Origin of the sequence: Octadecabacter algicola, assembly GCF_021532625.1 — a bacterium.
GTDB classification, from domain to species: Bacteria; Pseudomonadota; Alphaproteobacteria; order Rhodobacterales; family Rhodobacteraceae; genus Octadecabacter; species Octadecabacter algicola.
Map to the genome: position 1 here is coordinate 1,217,585 of NZ_JAKGAR010000001.1, position 25,247 is coordinate 1,242,831.

The 25,247-nt window shown below is 55.4% G+C and carries 24 protein-coding genes; 6 read left to right on the top strand and 18 right to left on the bottom strand.

Annotated features, from left to right (window positions below):
- Nucleotides 1-65: 65 nt before the first annotated feature.
- From L0666_RS06010 to L0666_RS06020, 3 genes are read right to left on the bottom strand one after another with little or no spacing between them, the layout of a single operon-like run.
- Entirely contained in the window at nucleotides 66-284 is a 219-nt protein-coding gene (locus L0666_RS06010; RefSeq protein WP_235259402.1) for a hypothetical protein, read from the bottom strand.
- Nucleotides 281-838, bottom strand: a complete 558-nt coding sequence (locus tag L0666_RS06015; protein WP_235259403.1) for a hypothetical protein — start codon at nucleotides 836-838, stop codon at nucleotides 281-283. Before L0666_RS06015 ends, L0666_RS06010 begins: the two co-directional genes overlap by 4 nt.
- Nucleotides 835-1,431, bottom strand: a complete 597-nt coding sequence (locus L0666_RS06020; RefSeq protein WP_235259404.1) for a riboflavin synthase — start codon at nucleotides 1,429-1,431, stop codon at nucleotides 835-837. Before L0666_RS06020 ends, L0666_RS06015 begins: the two co-directional genes overlap by 4 nt.
- Before the next feature lie 173 nt (nucleotides 1,432-1,604).
- Here L0666_RS06020 and L0666_RS06025 point away from each other — a divergent pair, with 173 nt between their 5' ends.
- From L0666_RS06025 to L0666_RS06035, 3 genes are all read left to right on the top strand, one after another.
- Nucleotides 1,605-2,891, top strand: coding sequence for a capsule biosynthesis protein (locus tag L0666_RS06025; RefSeq protein ID WP_235259405.1), 1,287 nt, complete (start codon nucleotides 1,605-1,607; stop codon nucleotides 2,889-2,891).
- Nucleotides 2,892-3,065: 174 nt separating this feature from the next.
- Complete coding sequence (locus L0666_RS06030; RefSeq protein ID WP_235259406.1) at nucleotides 3,066-4,190, top strand: polysaccharide biosynthesis/export family protein; 1,125 nt, start codon at nucleotides 3,066-3,068, stop codon at nucleotides 4,188-4,190.
- Nucleotides 4,191-4,193: 3 nt separating this feature from the next.
- Nucleotides 4,194-6,227: a capsular polysaccharide biosynthesis protein gene (locus L0666_RS06035; RefSeq protein WP_235259407.1), complete on the top strand. Its 2,034-nt coding sequence runs from the start codon at nucleotides 4,194-4,196 to the stop codon at nucleotides 6,225-6,227.
- On the opposite strand, the gene ribD is transcribed toward L0666_RS06035, so the two are convergent.
- The 10 genes from ribD to L0666_RS06085 all read right to left on the bottom strand — a co-directional run bounded on the left by ribD (nucleotide 6,224) and on the right by L0666_RS06085 (nucleotide 16,018).
- The gene (gene ribD, locus L0666_RS06040; protein WP_235259568.1) at nucleotides 6,224-7,276 is read right to left on the bottom strand and encodes a bifunctional diaminohydroxyphosphoribosylaminopyrimidine deaminase/5-amino-6-(5-phosphoribosylamino)uracil reductase RibD; all 1,053 of its coding nucleotides are present in this window, start codon (nucleotides 7,274-7,276) and stop codon (nucleotides 6,224-6,226) included. The two genes, L0666_RS06035 and ribD, sit on opposite strands and share 4 nt — an antisense overlap.
- 23 nt (nucleotides 7,277-7,299) lie before the next feature.
- Nucleotides 7,300-7,767 carry a transcriptional regulator NrdR gene (gene nrdR / locus L0666_RS06045; RefSeq protein ID WP_216036327.1) on the bottom strand — a complete coding sequence of 156 codons (468 nt, stop codon included), beginning with the start codon at nucleotides 7,765-7,767 and terminating at the stop codon, nucleotides 7,300-7,302.
- A 133-nt stretch (nucleotides 7,768-7,900) separates the two neighbouring features.
- Nucleotides 7,901-8,410 (bottom strand): hypothetical protein, encoded by a 510-nt coding sequence (locus L0666_RS06050; RefSeq protein WP_235259408.1) that lies wholly within the window; start codon nucleotides 8,408-8,410, stop codon nucleotides 7,901-7,903.
- A 247-nt stretch (nucleotides 8,411-8,657) separates the two neighbouring features.
- Complete coding sequence (locus tag L0666_RS06055) at nucleotides 8,658-9,056, bottom strand: secondary thiamine-phosphate synthase enzyme YjbQ (protein WP_235259409.1); 399 nt, start codon at nucleotides 9,054-9,056, stop codon at nucleotides 8,658-8,660.
- A gap of 39 nt (nucleotides 9,057-9,095) precedes the next feature.
- Nucleotides 9,096-9,380 carry a hypothetical protein gene (locus tag L0666_RS06060; RefSeq protein ID WP_235259410.1) on the bottom strand — a complete coding sequence of 95 codons (285 nt, stop codon included), beginning with the start codon at nucleotides 9,378-9,380 and terminating at the stop codon, nucleotides 9,096-9,098.
- Between the two features lie 49 nt (nucleotides 9,381-9,429).
- Nucleotides 9,430-11,400: an RNA polymerase sigma factor RpoD gene (gene rpoD / locus L0666_RS06065; RefSeq protein ID WP_235259411.1), complete on the bottom strand. Its 1,971-nt coding sequence runs from the start codon at nucleotides 11,398-11,400 to the stop codon at nucleotides 9,430-9,432.
- Nucleotides 11,401-11,594: 194 nt separating this feature from the next.
- The gene (gene dnaG, locus L0666_RS06070; protein ID WP_235259412.1) at nucleotides 11,595-13,550 is read right to left on the bottom strand and encodes a DNA primase; all 1,956 of its coding nucleotides are present in this window, start codon (nucleotides 13,548-13,550) and stop codon (nucleotides 11,595-11,597) included.
- A gap of 36 nt (nucleotides 13,551-13,586) precedes the next feature.
- Complete coding sequence (locus L0666_RS06075; RefSeq protein ID WP_235259413.1) at nucleotides 13,587-14,483, bottom strand: DMT family transporter; 897 nt, start codon at nucleotides 14,481-14,483, stop codon at nucleotides 13,587-13,589.
- A gap of 31 nt (nucleotides 14,484-14,514) precedes the next feature.
- Nucleotides 14,515-15,120, bottom strand: coding sequence for a LysE/ArgO family amino acid transporter (locus L0666_RS06080; RefSeq protein ID WP_235259414.1), 606 nt, complete (start codon nucleotides 15,118-15,120; stop codon nucleotides 14,515-14,517).
- 142 nt (nucleotides 15,121-15,262) lie between these two features.
- Entirely contained in the window at nucleotides 15,263-16,018 is a 756-nt protein-coding gene (locus L0666_RS06085; protein ID WP_235259415.1) for a YebC/PmpR family DNA-binding transcriptional regulator, read from the bottom strand.
- Nucleotides 16,019-16,165: 147 nt separating this feature from the next.
- Between L0666_RS06085 and L0666_RS06090 the strand changes: the two genes are divergently transcribed.
- Together L0666_RS06090 and L0666_RS06095 are read left to right on the top strand one after the other, a co-directional pair.
- Nucleotides 16,166-17,944 carry an SLC13 family permease gene (locus tag L0666_RS06090; protein ID WP_235259416.1) on the top strand — a complete coding sequence of 593 codons (1,779 nt, stop codon included), beginning with the start codon at nucleotides 16,166-16,168 and terminating at the stop codon, nucleotides 17,942-17,944.
- Nucleotides 17,941-18,675, top strand: coding sequence for a glutamine amidotransferase (locus L0666_RS06095; protein ID WP_235259417.1), 735 nt, complete (start codon nucleotides 17,941-17,943; stop codon nucleotides 18,673-18,675). The genes L0666_RS06090 and L0666_RS06095 overlap by 4 nt, the downstream gene beginning before the upstream one ends.
- Before the next feature lies 1 nt (nucleotide 18,676).
- Here the strand turns inward: L0666_RS06095 and L0666_RS06100 are convergent, their stop codons facing one another.
- The 4 genes from L0666_RS06100 to mgtE all read right to left on the bottom strand — a co-directional run bounded on the left by L0666_RS06100 (nucleotide 18,677) and on the right by mgtE (nucleotide 23,385).
- Entirely contained in the window at nucleotides 18,677-20,416 is a 1,740-nt protein-coding gene (locus L0666_RS06100; RefSeq protein ID WP_235259569.1) for an SLC13 family permease, read from the bottom strand.
- 123 nt (nucleotides 20,417-20,539) lie between these two features.
- The gene (locus L0666_RS06105; protein ID WP_235259418.1) at nucleotides 20,540-21,355 is read right to left on the bottom strand and encodes a TIGR00282 family metallophosphoesterase; all 816 of its coding nucleotides are present in this window, start codon (nucleotides 21,353-21,355) and stop codon (nucleotides 20,540-20,542) included.
- 102 nt (nucleotides 21,356-21,457) lie between these two features.
- The gene (locus L0666_RS06110; RefSeq protein WP_235259419.1) at nucleotides 21,458-22,012 is read right to left on the bottom strand and encodes a 5-formyltetrahydrofolate cyclo-ligase; all 555 of its coding nucleotides are present in this window, start codon (nucleotides 22,010-22,012) and stop codon (nucleotides 21,458-21,460) included.
- On the bottom strand, nucleotides 22,009-23,385 hold the full coding sequence (gene mgtE, locus L0666_RS06115; RefSeq protein ID WP_235259420.1) for a magnesium transporter: 1,377 nt from the start codon (nucleotides 23,383-23,385) through the stop codon (nucleotides 22,009-22,011). The genes L0666_RS06110 and mgtE overlap by 4 nt, the downstream gene beginning before the upstream one ends.
- 104 nt (nucleotides 23,386-23,489) lie before the next feature.
- On the opposite strand from mgtE, the gene guaD reads away from it, so the two are divergent.
- Complete coding sequence (gene guaD, locus L0666_RS06120) at nucleotides 23,490-24,776, top strand: guanine deaminase (RefSeq protein WP_235259421.1); 1,287 nt, start codon at nucleotides 23,490-23,492, stop codon at nucleotides 24,774-24,776.
- On the opposite strand, the gene L0666_RS06125 is transcribed toward guaD, so the two are convergent.
- The gene (locus L0666_RS06125) at nucleotides 24,773-25,243 is read right to left on the bottom strand and encodes a CAP domain-containing protein (RefSeq protein WP_235259422.1); all 471 of its coding nucleotides are present in this window, start codon (nucleotides 25,241-25,243) and stop codon (nucleotides 24,773-24,775) included. The genes guaD and L0666_RS06125 overlap by 4 nt on opposite strands.
- Nucleotides 25,244-25,247 lie beyond the last annotated feature (4 nt).

Here is a 25,247-nt window from a genome sequence, read left to right on the forward strand (position 1 = left end):
TCCTCTAAGCAGGTATAGCGCAAATAGCCTTTTGCCCCCCTATTGAAAAGGGGCACAGGGTCGGCTCAGTCTAAAAGCCAATCAACATTACGCATTGCAGCTGAATAGGCAGCGTATTCCGTTTTGTATGTTAGTACTTCGCCGTCGACGGCATCCCATTCGTCGCCTTCGCGGTGCAGTTCGGCATAGGTATAATGCCCCTCTGGGTGGCGTGCGATTTCTACGACGCGTGTGTCGCCATCGTCGTGAAGTGTTTGGACAATCTCAATTGCATCATCGCTCATGGTGTTGCCTCAAAATATTGCGAAGCGCTCAAAACGCCTGCCATGCGGCCCGCTTCGGCCCACTCGCGTTCCAACTCTGTTTCGCAAATCAACACAACGCGGCTGGACGGCGTGCCTGCCGTAGCGAGTACATTGCGCAACTCTGCGCGGGTCCGAACCCACGGGGCCAAAGGTTTTGGCGCGGTGAACGCCGCCTCCAACGGAGGCACCAGCTGTTTAGGATCGACCGGAGCATGCGCTACACCCACCGTCCGCGTATCTTTCAGCGCACTCAATTTATCGGCCTTTGGCGCAGGCACGACGTCTGAGCGGCGCAGCACATCCAGCGCATTGTTGGAAAACATGAACCCGATCAGGTCATCCCCAGATGCCGCACGTAGCCCCGCATAGGTCTTATACGGCAGGCCCAATTCTTTGGCCCGAGCCACGCGGCGGCGGATCACTTCGATCGGGAGCTTTGGCATCAATTGCTGACGCGCCTTGGCCCAAACATGGGTACGCCAGCTTTTGCCCGGCTCATCCACACGGCCCGAGTTGTGGCCGATCCCGCTCATGAGTAATCCTGCAAACGCGCAACGTAGCGTGCCATTGTATCCACCTCGAGGTTGATCGCATCGCCGACTTTCGCATCCCCCCATGTGGTCACCGATTTGGTATGCGGGATAAAGTTAATCCCAAAAGAGGCGCCGTCGACCTCGTTCACGGTTAAGGATGTGCCATTCAGCGCGACGGACCCTTTCGGGGCAATGAAACGCGCAAGATCCTCAGGAGCTTTAAGAGTAACACGGGTGCTGTCGCCTTCATCCACCATCTTGATGATCTGTGCGACACCATCCACATGGCCCGACACAATATGCCCCCCCAGTTCGTCACCAACTTTCAAGGCCCGTTCCAGATTGACGCGTTTCCCGACAGCCCAATCACTAAGATTGGTCAGGTTAACGGTCTCCGCCGAGATATCGACATCATACCAACCACTTGGGTCAGCTCCCTTATCCACAACAGTCAGGCAAACACCATCTGACGCGATCGATGCGCCAATCTCTATGCCTGAAATGTCATATTCTGTGCCGATCCGCGCCCGCAAATCACCGCGGTTCTCGAGCCCCAAAACGGTGCCCACGTCGGTAATGATCCCTGTAAACATGGCATATCCTTTCGAATTTTCCCCGCGTCATGTTAGGCGTATCCCCTTGATCGCGCGGGGGCAAGGTGGCTAGGTAAACCATAGCCCTTAACCTCTCTGTGGTGTCGCCATAATTCGGCCCTACTGCTTAGTTAACCATAGGGAAACCCACACCCGATATCGATGGGACCGAAGTGAGCGAGCACGACACCAAATCCTTCCTGTTCTTGCAGGGGCCTCATGGGCCGTTCTTCCATCGACTGGGCAAGATGCTCCGCGCGGCGGGGGCGGATGTGTGGCGCGTTGGCTTCAATGCGGGGGATCGCGCGTTCTGGTTTCGCGGCAAGGGCTACATCCCGTATCACGGCACACCCGAAGCATGGGTCGAAACATTTCGCCAGATCGTAGCCGAAAAAAACATCACCGATATCGTCCTCTATGGTGACACCCGTCCGATCCACGCAGAGGCCGTCACCGCCGCGAAGGAATTGGGCCTGAACGTTCATGTTTTCGAGGAAGGCTACATGCGCCCCTTCTGGATCACCTACGAACGCGGCGGAACAAATGGGCATTCCAAACTCATGAACACGAGTGTCGAAGACATGCGCGAAGCGCTTGCGCAATCCGAACTCGACGTCCCAGAAGCCCCCGCGCATTGGGGTGATATGCGCCAGCACGTTTTCTACGGTGCAGTCTATCATTGGTTCGTGATGTTCCGAAATCGAGAATACCGCAACTTTCAGCGCCACCGAGAACTTCCGCTTGTCGCTGAAACAGCGCTTTATACGCGCCGTCTTCTCTTGATGCCTGCCATCGCGATGGACCGGATCATTTCAACGTTTCGGATCAAACATGGCGGCTACCCTTATCACATCGCACTTTTGCAGCTGGAACATGACAGCAGTTTTCAGATGCATTCGCCCTTCGACCGGATGGAAGAATTCCTAACAGTCGTGATCGAAGGCTTTGCCAAAGGCGCGCCAAAACATCACCACCTTGTTTTCAAAGCCCATCCACTTGAAAACGGCCGCAGCCCCCTTCGTAAGATCATCCGTCGTCTTTCAAAGGAAAACGACGTCTTTGACCGTGTGCATTACGTGCGCGGCGGCAAGCTGGCGCAAGTGCTGGACCATGCCCGTACGGCAGTCACTGTCAACTCAACGGCGGCGCAGCAGGTCTTGCACCGAGGCATCCCACTGAAGGTCTTTGGCAAAGCCGTCTACTCCAAACCAGAATTCGTGTCCGACTTACCCATTGATACATTTTTTGCCCAACCCGAAAGACCAGACAACCGCGCGTTCAAAGACTACCGCCGTTATCTATTGGAAACATCTCAGGTTCCGGGTGGGTTTTATTCGGCACGCGGTCGACGACAATTGATGCGCCAAGTTGTCGATATGATGCTTGATCAGCGCGATCCCTATGATGCGTTGCGGTCTGGCAAAGCACCCCCACGCCAGCAGTTGCGTGTCGTCAAATAACCGCCACAACACTTAGGGGTAGCGGTGGCACGGCAGCCACACCCAGCCCGCAGTGCAAGGTAAGACTGGATTTTGTGACGGGATTCCGGTAGCTTCCAAACAAAAGGTGAGGTGAATACAAATTCGCCCGCATACGACTGAGGCAGTTTTAAATAGGTCGAGGAGACCGGAGCAGTGAAATCTAATAGATTGCGCCTGACAAAAGGCGTGGCCCTGATTGCCGCATTGGCGGTTGTAGCGTCTTGTGGTTTGCCCCGTTCGGGCCCGACCAAAAGCGAAATTTTTGCCGGCTCAGTAATGGAAGAAGGCGATGCCTTTGTCCTGCTGGTTGATGACCGTGTAAATCGGGTCGCAGGCGTAACCCCCGCCCTCGGCTTTTCCGCCGGCTTCCGCGATGCTGCCGACCTTGGCAGCGACACGATCCGCGCTGGCGACGTTCTTGGCCTGACGATCTGGGAAAACGTGCGTGATCCATTGCTCGTTCCTGCGGGTCAAAACGCAACTGTCCTTGAAGAAGTACAGGTTGACGGCTCTGGCTTTATCTTTGTGCCTTACGCAGGTCGCATCCGCGCTGCAGGCAACACACCAGAAGCCATTCGCCGCATCATCACAGCAAAACTAGAAGAACAAACACCCGATCCACAGGTCCAAGTCCGCCGTTTGGCTGGTGATGGGGCCACGGTGTCAGTCGTTGGTGCTGTTGGCGCACAGGGCGTCTATCCTATCGAACGCCCGACCCGCACCTTGGCCTCAATGTTGGCCCGTGCTGGTGGCGTTGCCGTTCAGCCCGAAATCGCACAGGTCACAGTCGTCCGTGGCAGCCATTCTGGATCTATCTGGTTCGAGGACCTCTATGATCACCCCGGTCATGACATCGCTTTGCGTGCAGGGGATCGTATTTTTGTTGAACAAGACACCCGCAGCTTTACGGCAATGGGCGCGACAGGCGCGCAATCTCGTGTGGCTTTCGAAAGTCAGACTATTTCTGCAATCGAAGCGATCGCACAAGTGGGCGGCCTCAACACCAACCTCGCTGACCCAACAGGCGTTTTTGTGTTCCGCAACGAACCAGAAGAAATCGCCAACCAGCTTGTTGGGCGCACTGACCTGATCGGGACACAGCGTGTTGTCTATGTTCTCGACCTGACAGAGCCCAACGGCATGTTCATGGCGCGCGACTTTTCTATCCGTGATGGCGACACTGTTTACGTCACCGAAGCGCCGTACAGCCAGTTCAGCAAGACGATTTCTGCCGTATTCGGCACATTGAACGCGGTTGATGCAGCAGCCAGCCTCTAATCCATGACTATGGTTAAAGAAGATCCAGCCGCCGTGAGGGCAACCTCACGGCGGCTTTTCGTTTACAACGGTGGCTTTCTGACCAAAACGCGCATCAAACGCATTTTGGCGCTTTCGGGCTATGACGTTTCAATCGGGAAGCCATCGCCAGACGATCTAATTGGAGTCTGGGGCCAGTCCCCAACATCATGGCGCGGCGAAGCTGTCGCCGAACGCACGTCTGCCCCCGTATTGCGGGTCGAAGACGCATTCTTGCGCTCTGTCCTTCCTGGGCGTGATGGGGAACCTCCAATCGGGCTGCACTTGGATAGCCGCGGCGTGCATTTCGACCCATCCAAAGCATCTGATCTGGAAATGATCCTGCGCGAGGAACCTTTGGATGACACCGCCCTGTTGAACCGCGCCCGCGATGCAATGGAGGCGATCAAACGCGCCAACTTAAGTAAATACAACGCTTTCGACCTTGACCTTAACGCGCCCGATCCGGGCTATGTCTTGGTCATTGACCAAACTGCTGGGGACGCATCCGTCACTGCGTCGCGCGCGGACCGCAACACGTTTCTTGAAATGCTCTTCGTGGCCCGCGAAGAACATCCCAGCGCGCGCATCCTGATCAAAACGCATCCTGAAACCGCACAAGGCCACCGAGACGGCCATTACCGAGACGGCGATCTCGGTGAAAATGTTGAATTCTATAGCGATCCGATTTCCCCCCATGTGCTGCTAGACGGTGCCGTAGGGGTCTACACGGTGTCATCGCAATACGGATTTGAGGCGATCCTCGCTGGTCATAAACCCGTTGTGTTTGGCCAACCGTTCTACATCGGTTGGGGGTTGAGCGATGATAGAATGCCGCTTGATCGTCGCCAACGAAAGTTGACCCGTGCGCAACTTTTTGCAGGTGCTATGATCCTTTATCCGCGTTGGTATGACCCGTTTCACGACACGCTCTGCGAGATAGAAACGGCGATCCATTCACTGGACGCAGCGGCCCGCGCTTGGCGCGACGACGCACAAGGTTGGGTCGCCTCTGGCATGCGGCTCTGGAAACGTGCGCCGCTTCAAAAGGTTTTTGGGCAGCACCGTAAGCTCGTGTTTGAGGATAATCCCGAAAAGGGAGACGCGATCGCAGCAGATACAGGGCGTGGTCGAATGGTTTGGGCGGGAAAAGCCGCCGGTCATGACAGTGCCTATCGCGTTGAAGACGGGTTTCTGCGATCTCGGGGCTTGGGCGCAGACCTGATCGCGCCCTTGTCTTTGGTCGTTGATGATCTTGGCATTTACTACGACCCAACGGGCCCTAGCCGCCTTGAGACGTTGATAGAAGCCTCCCCCAATTTACCCGACGGCGCGATCCGCCGCGCGGAAAGCTTGATCACCAAAATCACATCCGCAGGGTTGAGCAAATATAATCTGTCCGCCGATGACCTGCCAGACAACCTGCCCAGCGGGCGGCGTATCCTTGTACCCGGACAGGTAGAAGACGACGCCTCGATCCGTTTGGGTACCACTGACATTAGCACAAATCGCGCCCTACTCGCCGCAACCCGCGCGGCGAACCCTGCCGCAGTAATCTTGTATAAACCACACCCAGATGTAGAAGCGGGCCTACGTGATGGCCACGTACCTGACGCCGCAGAACTTGCTGACGTCGTTTTAACTCACACATCGCCGATCGCCGCACTGGAAGCAGTCGATGCGATCTGGACCATGACATCAACAATCGGCTTCGAAGCCTTGCTGCGCGGTAAAGACGTCACTTGCTTTGGCACACCGTTTTATGCGGGTTGGGGGCTGACGGACGACCGCGCCGTCCCAACGCCACGCCGCACGGCACGACCGACTTTGGCACAGTTCGCGCATGCTGTCCTAGTGGACTACCCAAGGTACTTTGATCCGGTAACTTCCCAGCCTTGCACAATCGAGGTGGTAATCGAACGCTTAGAAACGGGGACACTCCCCCGCCCGACGCGGGCAAATCGCTTACTGGCGAAGTTACAAGGAGTGTTTGCCAGCTATGCGCACCTGTGGCGTTAGGATCGTACCCAGCGATGCAGCGCGTCCGCACCCAGTTGGCGCGTTTCGATTAAGCTAAAGCGTGGCGCTTCGGCCAAAGACTCAATTCCCATCGCACCGATTGATGGAGTGCCTTCTGCGCCCAATGTCACCCCAGCCGTGAACCCGACAAGTTCATCGACCAAACCCGCGCCCAACAAGGACGCCGCAAGGCTGCCCCCCCCCTCGCAAAAGACCCGTGTGAGGCCTGCGGAGGCTAATTTTTGCATCATATCAAGCGGATCAATCTGGCGGCCCTGTGCTGTGCAAGCGATTGGCTTCGCGCCACGATCAGCCCACTCTCCAACGGACGCATCAGGTCCATGGCACAGCCAAAGCGGAGCAATGTCTTGAGTATTCAACAGGTTCGTCGCAGTAATATCCAACTTTCGCGACGCGACAACGCGTCCAGGTTGGTGTGTCACACCTATGTCGCGCACTGTCAGGGTCGGGTCATCGGCACGAACGGTCCCTGCCCCGACCAGTACTGCATCATGACGCGCACGCATGGCATGAACAGCGCGTCGCGCATCGGGGCCTGTGATCCATTTGCTCTCACCGCTTGCCGTCGCGATGCGGCCATCAAATGAACTGGCGAGCTTTAGCGTCACAAAGGGCCGGTTCTGAGTGATCCGAAGAAGAAACCCCGCCATATCGGAGCGGGCTTCGTCTTCCCTCACTCCGGTATCGACCGTAATCCCAGCGGCCCGCAGCATCGCAATACCCTTGCCTGCAACACGCGGGTCTGGGTCACCTGCCGCTATCACGACCCGTGCAACGCCCGCCGCGATCAGTGCTTCACTGCAGGGCGGCGTCTTGCCGTGATGGGCGCAAGGTTCCAGTGTGACGTAGGCCGTAGCACCACGTGCATCGATCCCATCCAGCGCTTGGGGTTCTGCATGAGGGCGCCCGCCATCGGCCGTCCAGCCGCGTCCGATCACGCGTCCGTCTTTTACAACCACGCACCCCACATTGGGGTTAGGCCAGACACGACCAAGGCCCCGCCGCCCGAGCGACAGGGCCATGCCCATGAATCTATGGTCTAAATCCGCGCTCAATCGTCCGGTTTTTCAGGCGGACGCAGTTCGCTTACGAACTTGTCGAAGTCATCTGCAGCCTGGAAGTTTTTGTAAACACTCGCAAACCGCACGTAGGCGACGGTGTCGATGCGGGCCAAAGCCTCCATCACGATCTCACCGATTTGCTTGGACCCAATGTCGGTCTCGCCCATACTTTCTAGGCGACGCACAATACCGGAAATCATCTGATCAACGCGTTCCGGTTCTACGGGGCGTTTCTGCATGGAGATCCGAACGGATCGTTCCAGTTTCGGCCTGTCAAAATCTTCGCGACGCCCGTTGGATTTGATTACGATCAGATCGCGCAATTGCACGCGTTCATAGGTCGTAAAGCGACCCCCACATGCCGGGCAAAACCGACGGCGCCGAATGGCGACGTGATCTTCCGCAGGGCGGGAGTCTTTCACTTGGGTGTCGACGTTTCCACAAAAGGGGCAACGCATGTCTGTCCTCGTTTTTCTGCCTCTGGGGTCTAACGCCCCATTTATCCACAGCCACTATAGGCGTTGGGATAAGTTTTGGGTAGTGGGCAAATCACACCACAACATCATGAGTCGGATGGGCCACAGTCTGGAGCTAGTCTGGCAGTGCGTTCCACTCGCGAGTAAGGTGGTCCCAGACATATCCAAGGTTATTTTTGGCCTCTCCGAGCGCTACATCCCACGTAAAATCAACGGTTTCGCGTGCACAAGACAGATCAGTGATAACCTCATCGCCGCGCGTGACACGGACCCCGCCAAAATTTCTGTGTGGGATGTCTTCGTATTCTTCCTCATCGAACATGCGTTCAAACCCTGCCGAAACCTCATATGAGTATCCGTTGTTTTCAAACTGAACCGTCTCCCAGATCGCGCGCCCTACGCCAGGCCACGGGGTGTAATCGAAGGTTTCGATCGACTCCTTAAGTTCCAGTTCAGGAAGTTGGCCTAGTGCGCCAAACCGATAGTAAGCCGTGTGTTCCGTAAAACAGACACGTAGAACGCTTTCGCTGTTTTCGATCTGACAGGACATGAAGGCGGCTTCCGATGGAAGGCATACGGCCCAAGCAGGATTTGTGATAGCAATCAAAGCAATAGCGAACCTCATAGCGCCTCCAATGTTGAATTATGTCTATCTACCCGCGCTGAGTTTGGGCGTATTTTGACCATTTGGATGGACGTCAGCGTACAAGATCGCCCCCTGCTGGTGAGTGCACGGACAAAACCAAGTCTACATTTTAAGCGTTGATGTGCCACTGCCGTCATATTGCACCGCAGTCGGCTTATGGACAGATCAGATGCGCGCCCGGCAGTCTCTCTGCAATTTTCAGCCGCAATCTGAATCGCAGATTTTCTCAAGACATCATCCCTATAACCTGCCGCCGATGCGGAGCCGTTCTATGTTCAAAAAGGTATATGCCTTGCCACGTTCCCAGCTGCATTCGGCCGTCAATAACTGGAATCTGCAGGCTGGTCGGAAGGATTGCCGCCTTAATATGAGCAGGCATGTCGTCAGGGCCCTCATAGGTATGCCGCAAGTAGGACATGGACGGGTGATCCGAAGGTGGAACGAGCCGCTCAAAAAATGCCGAAAGGTCAGATTGAACTTCGGCGTCTGCGTTCTCTTGAATAAGGAGTGAGCACGAGGTGTGCCGTACAAAAAGGGTCAATACACCCGTCCCGTGCAACCGTCCTGCCACGTCGCGGGTAAATTCATAAAGGCCGGAGCCAGATGTCTGAATATCAAAGTTCATAAGGCAAGTGTCCCTGCCCTATGAAAAAATCTCAAGCTCTTACTTTTTAGGTTTTTCAATAACCTGGTAGCCCGTTTTTTCTAACGTTTTCAGCGCCTTCATGCCGATCTTCGTGAAATCTTTTTGGGCTTCGTACCATGCAGTACGGCGTTCTTCTTTGGTCGCGTTGGGATTTTCGGCCTTAAACCCCGTGAGCCAAACACCGCGTCCAATCGTACGGCCTACACGCATACGCAATTTATGTTCAGGTGTCGGGCCATCTTTTTTGGCGTCGGATGCTGCCGCAGCCTTTGCTGTCGTCGTGCTCTTAGTCGTGGTGGCCATGTTTAGGTCTTCCCTTGTGTTGGGCAAAACGCCCTTTACCGTTACTCGATTACTGATCCAAGAATGACCGCAGACGGCGCGACCGGCTTGGGTGTTTCAACTTACGAAGCGCTTTCGCTTCGATCTGGCGAATACGCTCGCGGGTAACGCTAAATTGCTGACCGACTTCTTCAAGCGTATGGTCAGTGTTCATCCCAATTCCGAACCGCATCCGCAACACGCGTTCTTCGCGTGGCGTCAGGGATGCTAGTACGCGTGTCGTGGTTTCCTTCAGGTTTTCCTGAATCGCGGAATCCAACGGGAGAACGGCGTTCTTATCTTCAATGAAATCACCAAGCTGGCTGTCTTCCTCGTCACCGATTGGCGTCTCGAGGGAGATCGGCTCTTTGGCGATCTTCATGACCTTGCGTACCTTCTCAAGCGGCATCTGCAGCTTGGCGGCCAATTCTTCCGGCGTCGGTTCGCGACCAATTTCGTGCAACATCTGACGACCAGTACGGACCAGCTTGTTGATCGTTTCGATCATATGTACCGGAATACGGATCGTGCGGGCTTGGTCAGCGATAGAACGGGTGATCGCCTGACGGATCCACCATGTCGCATAGGTCGAGAATTTGTAGCCACGGCGATATTCGAATTTATCAACCGCTTTCATCAGGCCAATGTTACCTTCTTGAATCAAATCAAGGAATTGCAGGCCACGGTTCGTGTACTTTTTAGCGATCGAGATAACCAAACGAAGGTTGGCTTCGACCATTTCTTTCTTGGCTTGGCGAGCTTCTTTTTCGCCCTTCTGAACCTGCTGAACAATGCGGCGGAATTCGGAAATATCGACCCCAATGTAGTTACCTACCTGTGCCATCTCTGCACGAAGGTCTTCGATTTTGCCAGTTGAGCGTTCAATCAGCATCTGCCAACCACGACCTGACTTCTGACCCATCTCGTCCAACCACGTCGGGTCAAGCTCACGGCCTTTGTAGGCGTCGACAAATTCACGACGGTTGATACGGGCTTGGTCAGCCAGTTTCACCATATTGCTGTCGATCTGCATGATACGGCGGTTGATGCCATAAAGCTGGTCAATAAGCGCTTCGATACGGTTGTTGTGCAGGTGAAGCGAGTTCACAAGCTCAACGATTTCAGACCGCAATTTCTGGTATTTCTTTTCTTCTTTGCCAGAAAAACTGTCGTCCTCATTCAAGGTCGCGGACATCCGCGCGTCTTGCATGTCTGACAGTTTGGCAAAATCGCGTGCGATCAATTCCAGCGTATCCAAAACCTGTGGCTTCAGTTGCGCTTCCATTGCAGCAAGAGACAGGTTTGCCGCATCTTCTTCATCGTCGTCATCGTCTTTCGCGATCGGGTTACCGTCTGCATCGAGTTCTTGTTTTTCTTCTTTTTTGTCACCGTCACCGGAAGTTACGACTGCCGCTTCCTCGGTCTCTTCCGCCATCTGGTCACCGAACGTTGTCTCAAGATCGATAACATCGCGCAGCAAAATGTCTTCTGACAGCAATTCGTCGCGCCAGATTGTAATCGCCTGGAATGTCAGAGGGCTTTCGCAAAGCCCAAGGATCATTGTATTGCGGCCGGCTTCAATTCGTTTGGCGATGGCGATTTCGCCTTCACGTGACAGCAGCTCAACACTGCCCATTTCACGCAGGTACATGCGAACTGGGTCGTCGGTGCGGTCAAGCTTTTCAGTCTCAGCCGCGCCAAGCGTCACTTCACGCCCGCCAGCCACAGTGGCTACTTCCTTAGACTTGCCGTCGTCATCGACTTCTTCGGACTCTTCTTCTTCGGTGACCTGAATGCCCATCTCGTTGAGCATAGACATCACGTCTTCGATTTGATCCGAGGACACCTGATCTGGCGGCAAAACTGCGTTCAGTTGATCATAGGTGATCGTGCCACGTTCGCGGGCTTCGGCGATCATCTTCTTGACGGCAGCTTGGCTCATATCAAGGGAGTGCGCACCGTCGGCGTCTGCGTGGCGGTCATCAGTGTCTTTGGCGGCCATGTGTCGTTGTTCCTTCGACTAATGTGGGGCGATTCGCCCGCACCTGATTCGCAGTGATTCGGTTAGCCACGAATCAATCAATCTGTAGAGTGATTCGCAATGGCCAAACGTCTTGTTTCTTTGGGCTGTTGCCCCGCGGTAATCCTTGGCGGTTAACCCGCAGTTTCGACCAATAAGGCAGCTTGAACAACCACTTAGGTGTCACGGCCTGATTTTGCAAAGTCGATTTTGTCTAAAAGTGCGTCAAAAGCACTGCGTTCTTCTTTTTTGATTCGGGCTCCGTTGCCACTGGTGTCGTATTCGGCACTGTCGTCATTGTCTTGGCGGCCAGCGTTGTTCATGGCCGCAATGGATTGCGCCAATCGTTGCGTTAACCGCTCATCAGCCACGTCCGAGTTCATCTCTTCTATAGCGTCTTCTACTTCATGCGCATGGCCGCGCCGTGCGGTCAGTTTGGCGAGTTCTTCGGCGAGGCACATACGCGCCATGTCACCATTGTCAGGCCGACGAACCGGAGGTGTAATTGCCACGTGGGCTTGGCTGAACAGCATTTCAAGTGGCTCTTCGCCGATCTGTTCGATCAACTGATCCTGGAGGCCCTCCTCGGCCTCCATGCGCAGTAGGGCTTGGCGTAGGTGATCCGCTTCGGGCGTCGAACAGCGCATCCGTTCTAGAGCGCCATAGAAATCATTCAAAATCAACGGATTGCGGATCAATACCGCGAGGATTACGGCCTCACGAAGGTGATCTTCGGACAGGTTATCCCCAGCAAGCATCGACGCCTTTGTGCTCGATTGCGCAGGCAGTTTTGCGCCTTTCGGCGTCCAAGTATTTCGCGGACCTCCACCGATCGCGGCAGGGCGCTTTGCCCCAAACAAGTCCCAGCGCATGTCCTTAATCGCCTGCCCATAGTGGCTGCGAATAGACGGATCTTTGATCAGCTTGATCTTCTCACGGAGCGATTTGTCCAACGCGGCTTTGCGTTCAGGACTGTCAAAATTCTTACCCTCAACTTCGCGATCCCAAAGCAGTTGCACCATCGGCAACGCGCCTTCGATCTTATCGCGCATCGCGCCTGATCCGGCTGATTTCAAAAGATCATCAGGGTCCTGTCCTTCAGGCATCATCGCAAAGCGGACCGATTGCCCCGCCTCTAACAATGGCAAAGCCAGATCAATTACCCGCATTGCAGCCCGTTGACCCGCTGTGTCCCCGTCCAGCGTGATGACGGGTTCTGGCGAAACGCGCCACATCATCTGCAGTTGGTTTTCGGTGACTGCAGTGCCCAGTGGCGCGACGGCGGCTTCAAAACCCGCCTCGCTTAGCGCGATCACGTCCATGTACCCTTCGGCAACGATCAAGGGCTGCCCTTTTCCGGCAGCCTCGCGCGCGGGTTTTAAGTTGAACAGGTTGCGTCCCTTATCAAACAGCTCCGTTTCAGGAGAATTCAGGTATTTCGCGTTGTCATTGGGGTCCATCGCACGCCCACCAAAAGCAATCGCACGACCACGCGCATCACGGATCGGGAACATGATACGGTGGCGAAACGTATCATAAGGTTTCTTGCCCTGATTGCTTGGCTTGCCGAGCCCTGCGCCAAGGATCAAATCCTCGGTCACGCCCTTACCCGTAAGATGATCCCATAAGTTTTGCCACCCCGGAGGAGCGACGCCAATTTCCCAACGTTCAAGTGCACGATCACCCAGCCCGCGCCCAGCCAGATACGCACGCGCTTCCGCCCCTGCCCCTGTCTTTAGCTGAAGCCGATAGAACTGCACGGCCATTTCCATGACTTCGGCCAGTTGAGTACGCCGGTCGGATTTTTGCTGGGCTTGCGGATCACGCTTGGGCATCGGCATCCCAGCCTCGCCTGCCAAAATTTCAACGGCCTCCATGAACCCAACATTCTCGGTTTCGCGCACAAACGAAATCGCGTCCCCTTTGGCGTGGCACCCAAAGCAGTAGTAGTACCCTTTGCGGTCATCCACGTGGAAACTTGCAGATTTTTCCTGATGGAACGGGCACGGCGCCCAAAGATCGCCTTTGCCTTGGTTGCTCTTGCGTTGATCCCACATGACTTTACGCCCGACGACTTGCCCAATGGACAGTCGCGTGCGCAGTTCATCTAAAAATCCCGGTGGCAATGACATGACGTCTATATTGGGTCTGTTGGCGCTAGAGTCCAGTTACCCTTTGGTTTGATACGCAGATGGTGTGATCCGCCGCTTAGCAACAGCTTCGCGCCACGTGATGAAACTGACCGACGCCAAAATGACGCCCCCGCCCAACAAAACCCAAGCATCCACAGGTTCGTTGAACACGACCGCTCCAAGGATCACGGCCCAGACCAACTGCAAGAAGGTCACAGGCTGTGTCACCGTCAAAGGCGCTGCTGCAAAGGCCAACGTCATAGAATAGTGACCCGCGGTGGCAAAACAGGCGACCAGAAAAAGCCAGCCTATATTGGCCATACTTACAGGTTCCCAAACCATAACAGCGAAAGGGGCCAAACCGATCGTCACCGTTATTGAAAGCATTCCGACGACAACGGCCGCGCTGACCTCTCCGCTCAATTGTTTGGCGATCAAATACCCTGCTGCAAACATCAAAGCCGTGCCCAACATGGCGATATGACCTGAATCGATTTCCCGCAGCCCAGGGCGAAGAATAATCACGGCCCCCAAAAGGGCCACCACCACAGCGGCCAAACGGCGTGGTGGCAATGGCTCCTTCAGTAAGATGGCCGCCCCAAGTGTTATGTAGACCGGTGACAGATAGTTCATCGCGGTGACGTCTGCGATAGGAATGCGTGCCATGGCAAAGAACCACAATATGACTGCAATGGTGTGCATCACCCCACGCGCTGCAAACAGCTTAAGCTGCCGTTTCGTAAGGCGCGCGGCCAGAATGGGCCGGATCATCGGCACCAAAAACACCAACCCTAGCAGATAGCGCAGGAACGCCCCTTGCGCGGCAGGCACGTCTGATCCGACATGTTTCACGAGCGCAGTCACCGCTACGAAGTTCAGCCCCGTTAGGGCCATCCAGAATACACCTAAAAGGGGACGATCTTGAGTTACCATGGGCGCACCAGACGCCCCCGCGCGCGGAAGATCAAGCCCCGCGAATAAGACCGTAAGCGATGGCCCACATCACACAACCAATCAAAGCCTCAAGGATGCGCCAAGACAGCGGCTTTGCCATAATGGGGGCCAACAATCGCGCGCCGTAACCAAGCCCGAAAAAGAAGGTAAATGAAGACGTTACCGCCCCCGCCCAGAACCCAACCTCAAAACCGGAGAACCGTGTCGCTACCGACCCGATCAGCATTACGGTGTCCAAATAAACATGTGGGTTCAGCCATGTAATCGCGAGGCAAAACATCACCGCCGCCTTAAGGCTCAGGCCCTTACCCGATGCTGGATCCAAACCAGCGCCGCCCTTCCAAGCCCGCCAAAAACTAAACGCGCCATAAGCCAGCAAGAAGATAGCCCCAAGCCAAAGCATCACGGGCGCCAAACTAGGCATCACATTCGTAAGGGCGGCAAACCCGAACACACCGACGGTAATCAAAATAGCATCCGAAAGCGCGCAGACCAATGCAATTGGCAGCACGTATTCGCGCCTAAGCCCCTGCTTTAAAACAAAAGCATTCTGAGCCCCAATCGCCAAGATTAAGGAAAACGCAACACCAAACCCATTCAGATATGCCGATAGCACTGCGTAATCCTCTTTGTATCTTGTTCAGAATTACCGTTGCCAATGGCACCGATCAACAACACACGGCACCGCCTATCGCGATTGGCTCACGGCAAAACAACAGCCCAATTCTCATGCAGTGGCGTGAGCCACTCCATTCAGATCAACCGTCGCTTTCAGCAAACGCCTGCATCACTTCGTCAGAAGCATCCAAGTTGGTCGTAACGGACTGGATATCGTCGTCATCTTCCAGCGCCTCGACCAAACGCATGACCTTTTCCAAACCTTCCAAGTCAACTTCGGACTGGATGTTGGGTTGCCAGATGAGCTTGGTGGTTTCAGATTCACCCAGCTCGGCTTCCAATGCATTGGACACATCGTTCAAGTCCGTATCGCCACAGATGATCACGTGGCGTTCTTCGTCACTTTGCACGTCTTCCGCACCGGCTTCGATCGCAGCCATCATGACAGTGTCGTCATCACCAACGGACGCTGGATAAACCACCTGCCCTTTGCGGTCGAACATAAAGCCAACGCTGCCTGTTTCGCCCAGATTGCCGCCCGCCTTGGAAAAGGTGGATCGCACTGTAGACGCTGTGCGGTTTTTGTTGTCCGTCATCGCTTCAACGATCACCGCAACACCTCCGGGCGCATAGCCCTCATAGCGGATTTCGTCGTAATTTTCTGCGTCCCCACCAATCGCCTTTTTGATGGCGCGATCGATGTTGTCCTTTGGCATGGAAAGGCTCTTGGCCTCTTTCACGGCCATACGCAGGCGCGGATTGTTGTCCACGTCAGGATCACCCATTTTGGCAGCAATCGTGATTTCCTTGCTCAGTTTACTGAACAATTTGCCACGGATCTTGTCCTGACGCCCTTTGCGGTGCTGAATATTTGCCCATTTTGAGTGGCCGGCCATTGCTGCTCTCCCGTTCGATCACATCTCGTTTCGCCGCCCTCTATAGGGCACGCGGCGACCTGCCTGCAATCCCATCCGGCGTCAGACCTTCGCCTACTGGCCAATTACGGTGTTTTCGTCAGGGGGCCGGCGCGTTACACCTTTGTCATGAGTACAGATCAAATCATTCTATTCACCCTCTTTGGCGCAGTATTCGGCATGTTGCTTTGGGGACGTTTTCGTTACGATCTTGTGGCGTTCACCGCCTTGATGATTGGCGTAATCTTAGGCGCAGTCCCGACGAAGGACGCGTTTTCGGGGTTTGGCCATCCGGCAACAATCATTGTGGCCTTGGTGCTTGTTGTCTCGGCGGGGCTTGTGCGCTCTGGCGCGGTTCAACTGATCACCAGCACGCTGGTTGATTCCTCAAGGAAGCTTGGGGCTCACATCGCGATTATGGGGGCAATTGGCGGCGTTCTATCTGCGTTCATGAACAACGTTGCAGCCCTCGCCTTATTGATGCCCGTCGATATCCAAACCGCCAAAAAGGCGGGGCGTTCGCCTGGTTTGTCCCTGATGCCGCTGAGCTTTGCGACTATTCTTGGCGGTATGGCCACGCTGATCGGCACGCCGCCTAACATTATCATCGCTTCTATCCGCGAGGAAACACTGGGCGAGCCGTTCAAGATGTTCGATTTCGCACCAGTCGGCGGCATCACCGCAATTGTTGGCCTGCTATTTGTCGCGCTCATCGGATGGCGCTTAATTCCAACACCAGAAGGAAAATCCGCCAGCGCATCGCTCGAAAGCTATACAGATTACCTTGCCGAATTGACCGTTCCTGAAGGCAGCAAACAAATCGGCAAACGCGTCAGCGAACTCTATGAAATCGCAGAAAAAAGCGACGTTGCGATCCTTGGCCTTATCCGAGACGGCAAACGCCGCTACGGCACCGCAAAAAACGCGACCCTTCAAAGTCACGACATTTTGGTCATGGAAGCCGCCCCCGAAGCGTTGGATGAGTTCCGGACGGCATTGAAACTGAATTTCTCCGATACAAAACGCGAAGAAATCCTATCTGCCGCAAACGACGGGCTCGTGAAAATCGAAGTCGTCGCGACAGAAACGTCCCGCATCACAGGCAAGACGGCCGAGTCTATCGGTTTGTCATGGCGCCAACGCACGGTCCTGATGGGACTTTCCCGCAAGGGGAAGGCTGTCAAATCCCAGATGCGCAAAACCGTAATTCAAGCTGGCGACATCTTGCTTTTGCTTGCACCGCAGGATGCCGCAAATGACGTGGTGGAATGGCTCGACTGTCTTCCGCTTGCCGATCGTGGCGTCGCTGTAACTGCAAACTCCAAGGTCTGGCTCGCCATTGGCCTGTTCGCGAGCGCAGTGGCGCTGGCCAGCTTTGGGCTGGTCTACTTGCCTATCGCTTTGGGCCTCGTGGTTGTCATCTATGTGCTGGCAAAAATCGTACCGCTGTCGGAACTATATACTCATATCGAATGGCCCGTGGTCGTCTTGCTTGGCTCGATGATTCCGCTGGGGGCTGCTTTGGAAACGTCTGGCGGCACTGAACTGATCGCTGGCGCCTTAGTGAGCCTAACCGAAGGGCTCGCACCATGGATGATCTTGACGGTTCTGATGATTGTCACGATGACCCTATCGGATGTTCTGAACAACACCGCCACAACCATCGTTGCCGCGCCTGTTGGCATACAGATGGCGCAATCCCTCGGCGTCTCGGCGGACCCGTTCCTTATGGCAGTTGCGGTTGCGGCTTCTAGCGCGTTCCTTACTCCGATTGGGCATAAGAACAATACCTTGATACTTGGTCCCGGCGGGTACTCTTTTGGAGATTACTGGCGCATCGGTCTGCCGTTGGAAATCCTTGTGGTTGCCGTTTCCATTCCCGCAATTCTTGTGTTCTGGCCGCTATGAGTAAACGCTTCCTGATCCTGCAATTGCGTCCCGAAGCCGAAGCCTCGGATGATGAATACGCGGCCTTCTTGCGCTTTGGTGGATTGGCTGCGTCCGACACCCACCGTATTCGTCTGGAACGCGATGACTTGCCGGATCTTGATGTCACCGACTACGCTGGCGTGATTGTCGGGGGTGGCCCCGGCTGCGTGTCCGATGCGCCAGAGGACAAAACCGAACTGGACGCCCGCGCCGAGGCGGCGTGCCTTTCGCTTATGCCGCAGATCACCGAAATGGATCACCCCTTTATGGGATGCTGTTATGGCATTGGCATCCTTGCCCATCACCTAGGTGCGGAGGTGTCTAAAGCTCAGTACGGGGAACCCGTCAGTGCAGTCACCTGCACCCAGACCGCCCAAGGAGAGGTCGATGCGATGCTGCAAGGGCTGCCGCAGCAGTTTGATGCCTTCGTGGGGCACAAAGAAGCGGTGCAGCACCTGCCCGATGGGGCGGTTCAATTGCTAAGTGGGGACACCTGCCCGTTCCAGATGATCCGTTATAAATCAAACGTCTACGCAACGCAGTTCCACCCAGAAGCAGACGGGCACGGTTTTGCGACACGTATTCGTATCTACAAAGACAAAGGGTATTTCCCCCCCGAGGATGCTGAGGCCCTGACAGAGATGGTGCATGCCGCGGATGTCACCGCCCCACCCGCGATCTTGCGAAATTTCGTCGACCGTTACCGCTAGTTCATAGCGGCCAGAAGTATGGGATCGCCGCTGACGCGAGCAACCCAATAGTCAGGTTCAACGGTACGCCGACCTTTAGAAAGTCGCTGAATTTATAGCCACCAGGACCATAGACCAACGTATTGGTCTGATACCCGATTGGGGTCGCAAAGCTCGCCGAGGCGGCGACCATTACGGCCACAACAAGTGGACGCGGATCAAGCCCCATAGCCTGCGCCAATCCAATCGCGATCGGGGTCACAACAACGGCAACCGCATTGTTGCTGACCAGTTCGGTCAGGATCGACGTCAGCAGGTATATGGCCCAGATAATCAAGAACGGCGGAAGCATGGCCAGTGCAGGCGCAACGGCCTCAACAATCAGCGCCACGGCACCTGACGCCTGCAAGGCAGCGCCGATCGCTAACATCGAAAAGATCAGCGCCAGCAGTCGCCCGTCGACGAATGAAAACGCTTCTTCGGCGTCAATACAGCGTGTGATCAGGACCACTGCGACGGCGAAAATGCTTAGCAAGAAGATCGGCGCGACACCAAAGGCCGCGAGCCCGACAATACCAACCAGTGCTATCAGCGCGATTGGCGCATGTGCACGGCGATATGCCCTTTCGGTCGGGTGTGACACGTCAACCAAATCCATGTCAGCGGCAAGGCGTTGAATGTCCTCACTGGACCCTTCCAGCAAAAGCGTGTCACCCACGCGAACGACCAAATCATCCAACTGACGGCCAATATTCTGATTACGGCGATGCACCGCCAAAACGTAAACACCGTAGCGACGGCGCAGGCGCAACGCACCCAGCGTTCGGCCAATCATTTTACAGCCCGGAGTGATCAGCACTTCGACTGTTTGGGTTTCCACCGCAGACACCTGATCCACGCGCCGCAAGTCCTTGGTTGCTTGCAACGACAAGAGTTCTGTCATCGCAGTCCGCAAAACAACTCGGTCTCCGACCGCCAATTGCACGCCAGAAAGGTTGCGGCGCAACGACAGATCACCGCGCACCACATCGATAAGACGCACACCGTCGCGCTTGAACAATTGAACGCCCGTCACTTCGCGACCAATAAGGTTGCTGTCTGGCGGGATCACGGCTTCGGTAAAGAACCGCATCTTTGAACGGTCAGATAGAAGGTTTGCCATGCTGTCGCGGTCCGGCAGCAAGCGCGGCGCGATCACGCCAAGATAGATCATGCCCCAAATCACAAGGATAATACCCAACGGGGTGACTTCGAAAATCGTGAATGGTTCAAGCCCTTCGGCCCGTGCAACACCATCAACCAACAGGTTGGTTGATGTGCCGATCAACGTCAGCGTTCCGCCCAAAATCGCGCCATAGGACAGCGGGATCAGCAGCTTAGATGCCGAAAGCCCCATGGATTTCGCCAGTTGGACAAAAATCGGGATCATAACAACAACGACCGGCGTGTTTGACACAATGGCCGATGCCAAAACAACAAACGTCATCATTGCGCCCAGCGCGACGATGGGTCGATCCTTCGCGTTTCGCTCTGCCATCGCAGTAAGCGCCTCAAGCGAGCCAGTTCGCACAAGCGCGCCCATGACGATAAACATTGCAGCAATCGTCCATGGCGCGGGGTTGGACAAGACGGTTAAGGCTTCTTCGTAGGGCAACACGCCGGATGCCAACAGCAACGATACCCCTGTCAGCGCGACGACCTCTGTGGGGTACGTTTCGCGCAGGAAAAGAACGAACATGATGGCAACCACGGTGAGGGTCATCACCGCTTGGCCTGTTTGTGTTATTCCAAATAGTTCGACCACGTTTTTAGGTCCTTCGCGTGAGTTTAACGCAGTTTCGCTTGGAGGCGACGCCCGCGCAAGCCGCGATTAACGAGGGTGCCACTACATCGGCCCTTGCTGGGACAGCAGCCCGCCCTGTCGAACCTGTTCTACACGCGTGGCTTTGCCACTGCGGTCATCGGTTTCGACGTAAAGGCCAGAAAGGGTCGCCTCGCCTTTGGCGGGTTCAAACCGTGCTTTCGGCATTCCGGTGATGAAACGTCGAAGCGGTTCTTCTTTTTGCATACCGATCACGGAATTATAATCACCACACATGCCTGCATCAGATTGAAAAGCGGTTCCGCCAGATAGAATCATGGTGTCAGATGTCGGGACATGGGTGTGCGTGCCCACAACAATCGAGGCCCGCCCATCGCAGTAGTGCCCCATCGCCATTTTTTCGGACGTGGCTTCGCAGTGAATGTCGATTAGACTGGCGTTGACGTTTCCGCCCATTGGATGAGCACGAAGCACGCTGTCGACGGCAGAAAACGGATCATCAAAGGCGCGTTTCATAAAGACCTGTCCAAGCACTTGCGCAACAAGAACCTTGCGACCGCGCGTGGCCTCGAAGACCCGTGCGCCTTTGCCGGGGGCGGCTTTTGAAAAGTTTAAAGGCCGGATGATGCGTGGCTCTGCCTCGCAGTATTGCATCATGTCTTTTTGATCGAAGGCATGATCGCCCAAGGTCAAAACGTCAGCACCGGCGTCTAGCAATGCTTTGGCGTGGGTTGATGTCAGCCCCATACCGTTGCTGGCATTTTCACCGTTGACCACTACAAAATCGAGTTTCCATGCCTCGCGCAGTTTTGGCAATCTTTCGATGATTGCGGTGCGACCTGCGCGGCCCATGACGTCGCCTAAGAAGAGTATTTTCATGGAGTCGGGTATTCCAAGCCTGTCACGGTTGAGCAAGGATGAAATTGCACAAACGGGGGGCCGTCCCCACGCTCCCGATGTATTTAGGAAACAATGACCGCTTCATGAGGGTTCGATAATGCCGCGTTCCGTCACGATCAGGTCGAGCGGCTGGTCCGTTGGTTCCAGCGGGAGATCGTCGAGCTCTTGCGCTGAAAAGGCATATCCGATGGCGAGTGTCGATTTCTTTGCGCGAAGTTGCTCGAGGGTTCGATCATAAAACCCGCCGCCATAGCCCAAACGTCCGCCATCTCGTGAGAAAGCAACCAGAGGTACGATCAAGATTTCTGGTGTGATCCAATCGCCGTGCTCCGGAACTTGCGCCCCAAACGGGCCATCCACCATCAAGCAGTCCGGCGTCCATTCACGAAACTTCAGCGGTTGTCCCGCGGCTTGAATCACGGGCATTGCAACCGGCCCGTGGGCGCTGGCCTCTGCCATGGCGGGGGTTGGGTCAATCTCGGTGCGCATTTGCGCATACCCAGCAAGGGACACGCCGCGATAGCCCGCTAAAACCGAGGACAGGTGGCCTGCGTAGCTTAGCCCCGCATCGTGAGCCGCTTTGCGAGCGGCGAAGGCCGCCTTACGGGCTGCGTCTTTACGGGACTGAAGGGTCATAACAACATCACCGCGGCAAGGCCAAGGAAGGCAAAGAAACCGACGACATCGGTCACCGTCGTCACGAACGCGCCCGATGCCAGTGCAGGGTCAACGCCCATTTTCTCAAGAACGACAGGAATGGCCGTCCCCGCTAGACCCGCAACAACCATGTTGATCACCATCGCCAGCGCAATCACCACACCCAGCATCGGTTGGCCAAACCAGACCCAGCCAACGATCCCCATGACGACTGCGAAAATCACGCCGTTGACCAAACCGACGAGAACTTCGCGTCGGATAACGCGCCAGACGTTTGCCCCAGTAAGGTCTTTGGTCGCAATGGATCGTACCGCAACCGTCAGCGACTGCGTGCCAGCGTTGCCACCCATAGACGCGACAATCGGCATCAACACTGCAAGCGCCACAAGGCTGGCGATCGTTTCCTCAAACATCGAGATAATCAGAGAAGCCACAATCGCTGTTGCAAGGTTCACGGCCAGCCACGGGAAACGACGCTTGGTGGTCGCTATGACTTTGTCGGTGAGGCTGGATTCCCCATCAACACCGGCCAAACGCAAGATGTCTTCTTCGTGTTCTTCGTCCAAAACGATCATCGCGTCATCAATGGTGATGACACCGACCAATCGATCGTCTTCATCGACAACGGGGGCGGAAATCAGGTGATATTGGTTGAACGCATAGGCAACGTCTTCTTCGTCTTGATCTACGCGGAACGTGCGGAATTTGTCTTCGGTCAACGCGGTCATTTTGATCTGGCGAGGCGTGCCAAGAAGGCGCCCAAGGGTGACATACCCCACGGGTTTCATCCGCGGATCAACAAGAATGACGTGGTAAAAATGCTCAGGCAGATCATCATTGGCGCGCAGATAATCAATCGTTTCACCGACGGTCCAATGTGACGGCGCGCGCACGACTTCCATCTGCATCAAACGGCCAGCAGATTCCTCGGGATAGGCGAGCGCTTTTTCAACAACGAGGCGATCGCCCGCCTCTAGCGCATCAAGCACCTGATCTTGTTGGGACTGTTGAAGGTCTTCGACCAGATCAACGACGTCGTCCGATTCAAGGTCGCGTACGGCGTCGGCCAATTCTCTTGGCCCAAGGACATCAATAATCTCTTCACGCAGATCATCGCCAAGTTCGGACAGGATTTCCCCGTCCATCCCACCTTCCCAAAGCGCCAGCAAAGACGCACGATCCCGTTCGTCGATTTGTTCTAACAAATCGGCGATATCAGCCGCGTGGAGCGGTTCAAGCAACCCTTCCAATCCAGCGGCATCCCGTGCGCCGACTGCGTCGACAACGGAAGCGACAAGGCGCTTTGGAAGAGCCTCTTTTTCGTCTGTGATGGTGTTGATTTGATCGGCCATAGGACCCCCTGTTGCAGCGCAGCATATCCAGTTGCCAGCAACCCTCAAGAGGTATCCTTGATTTCGCGATTTACGACCATGGGGAGTGGGGCTAGGTTGATGGAATGAAAGACATTCTCCTCATTGGTCAGACTTTGCGCTTCACGGCGGATCCATTTACCGTTCCGCTGGAAGACGCCGCTAAAACAAGCGCTCGCGGGGCTGTCTTGGTGCGTGACGGCAAGATTGCCCAAACCGGTGAAGCCGCTGATTTACAGCGCGAAAACCCACTGGCCGAGGTTATTGATAACGGCGACCACGTCATTACGGCCGGATTTGTTGACGCGCACATGCACTTCCCACAGACAGCCATGATTGCCTCGTGGGGGTTGCGGCTGATTGATTGGTTGAACACTTATACTTTCCCAGAAGAAATGCGGTTTGCGGACCCGACTTATTGCGACAAGATCGCGGACCGTTCTTTGGATCTTGCTCTGTCGCATGGCACGACGACACTCACCAGTTTTTGCACGATTCACCCTGCCAGTGTTGACGCGTTCTTTAGCGCTGCCGCAAAGCGGAACATGGCAGTGGTCGCAGGCAAGACCTGTATGGATCGAAATGCACCGGATGGGCTGCAAGATACGGCACTAACTGCTTATGATGATAGCAAGGCGTTGCTGAACAAGTGGCATGGCAAAGGCCGTGCGACTTACGCGATCACACCTCGTTTTTCGCCGACTTCCACACCGGATCAGCTTGACGCACTTGGTGCGCTTTGGGGTGAATTTCCGGACGCGATGATGCAAACGCATCTCTCCGAACAATTGGACGAGATCGAATGGGTGCGTGGCTTGTTCCCTGACGCGAAAGACTACTTGGACACCTATGAAACCTTCGGGCTTCTTGGTGAACGGGGCCTATACGGCCATGCGATCCACCTTGAAGGCCGTGAGATTGATCGCCTCGCTGAAATGAATGCCGCTGTGGTCCACTGCCCGACATCCAACACGTTTATTGGGTCAGGGTTGTTTGACATGGCGGGCCTAAAATCACGCGGTATTCGCACAGGACTGGCAACAGACACAGGCGGCGGATCGTCCTTTTCCATGTTGCGGACGATGGCAGCGGCCTATGAAATCGCCCAATTGCGCGGGACGGCACTACATCCGGCTCAACTCATGTGGCTGGCGAGCGAAGGATCGGCATCCGCCCTTCATATGTCCGGAGAAATCGGATCGCTGAATGTTGGGGCGGTGGCGGATATTGTCGTGCTCGATCTGTCATCGACCCCAGCCATCGCGCAACGCACGGCTGAGGCGGAAACGTTTTGGGAAGCACTGTTTCCTACCATCATGATGGGCGATGATCGTGCAATCGCGCAGGTCTATCTCGCAGGCAAGCCGGTCTAGCAACCGCGCCCCATCATCAGGACCCACATCGTTCCAACACGCCCGACGCCAATCTCAGTGGCATCCGCCAACAAAATATTGCGCCGATGGCCAGGCGAATTCATCCAGCCAACCACGACTTCACCTTGGGTGTCTTGTCCATACGCGATGTTTTCCGCTGCGGCGCAGTCATACCCTGCAGCACGCGCTCGATCTGTAAACGAAGACCCTTCGAAGCCGGTATGTGAAAAGTAATTCAGCGCAACCATGTCTTGCGCATGCGCCGCCGCCGCCCGACTTAGTCTGGTATTTTCAACAACAGGTCCCAAACCTTGGTCGGCCCGCAACTGGCTTAACGTCGCCGCCATAGACCCAGAAGATGCGCGCGCAGCCATCGGCGCCGGCGATGTGGATACGGACGGGGATTGCGCAGCTGGCTGACATGCCGCCAAAACGACAACCCCAAAGAGTGCTGTGAATCTCATCATGACG

Coding starts and splice junctions, on each gene's coding strand:
- L0666_RS06105 (WP_235259418.1), bottom strand. CDS start 21,355: ATGAAAATACTCTTCTTAGGCGACGTCATGGGCCGCGCAGGTCGCACC.
- L0666_RS06095 (WP_235259417.1), top strand. CDS start 17,941: ATGAGTAAACGCTTCCTGATCCTGCAATTGCGTCCCGAAGCCGAAGCC.
- L0666_RS06015 (WP_235259403.1), bottom strand. CDS start 838: ATGAGCGGGATCGGCCACAACTCGGGCCGTGTGGATGAGCCGGGCAAA.
- L0666_RS06085 (WP_235259415.1), bottom strand. CDS start 16,018: ATGGCCGGCCACTCAAAATGGGCAAATATTCAGCACCGCAAAGGGCGT.
- L0666_RS06020 (WP_235259404.1), bottom strand. CDS start 1,431: ATGTTTACAGGGATCATTACCGACGTGGGCACCGTTTTGGGGCTCGAG.
- L0666_RS06075 (WP_235259413.1), bottom strand. CDS start 14,483: ATGGTAACTCAAGATCGTCCCCTTTTAGGTGTATTCTGGATGGCCCTA.
- nrdR (WP_216036327.1), bottom strand. CDS start 7,767: ATGCGTTGCCCCTTTTGTGGAAACGTCGACACCCAAGTGAAAGACTCC.
- mgtE (WP_235259420.1), bottom strand. CDS start 23,385: ATGGCCGATCAAATCAACACCATCACAGACGAAAAAGAGGCTCTTCCA.
- guaD (WP_235259421.1), top strand. CDS start 23,490: ATGAAAGACATTCTCCTCATTGGTCAGACTTTGCGCTTCACGGCGGAT.
- L0666_RS06100 (WP_235259569.1), bottom strand. CDS start 20,416: ATGACCCTCACCGTGGTTGCCATCATGTTCGTTCTTTTCCTGCGCGAA.
- dnaG (WP_235259412.1), bottom strand. CDS start 13,550: ATGTCATTGCCACCGGGATTTTTAGATGAACTGCGCACGCGACTGTCC.
- L0666_RS06035 (WP_235259407.1), top strand. CDS start 4,194: ATGACTATGGTTAAAGAAGATCCAGCCGCCGTGAGGGCAACCTCACGG.
- L0666_RS06055 (WP_235259409.1), bottom strand. CDS start 9,056: ATGAACTTTGATATTCAGACATCTGGCTCCGGCCTTTATGAATTTACC.
- L0666_RS06110 (WP_235259419.1), bottom strand. CDS start 22,012: ATGACCCTTCAGTCCCGTAAAGACGCAGCCCGTAAGGCGGCCTTCGCC.
- L0666_RS06125 (WP_235259422.1), bottom strand. CDS start 25,243: ATGATGAGATTCACAGCACTCTTTGGGGTTGTCGTTTTGGCGGCATGT.
- L0666_RS06090 (WP_235259416.1), top strand. CDS start 16,166: ATGAGTACAGATCAAATCATTCTATTCACCCTCTTTGGCGCAGTATTC.
- L0666_RS06060 (WP_235259410.1), bottom strand. CDS start 9,380: ATGGCCACCACGACTAAGAGCACGACGACAGCAAAGGCTGCGGCAGCA.
- rpoD (WP_235259411.1), bottom strand. CDS start 11,400: ATGGCCGCCAAAGACACTGATGACCGCCACGCAGACGCCGACGGTGCG.
- L0666_RS06010 (WP_235259402.1), bottom strand. CDS start 284: ATGAGCGATGATGCAATTGAGATTGTCCAAACACTTCACGACGATGGC.
- ribD (WP_235259568.1), bottom strand. CDS start 7,276: ATGGGCATGGCCCTGTCGCTCGGGCGGCGGGGCCTTGGTCGTGTCTGG.
- L0666_RS06050 (WP_235259408.1), bottom strand. CDS start 8,410: ATGAGGTTCGCTATTGCTTTGATTGCTATCACAAATCCTGCTTGGGCC.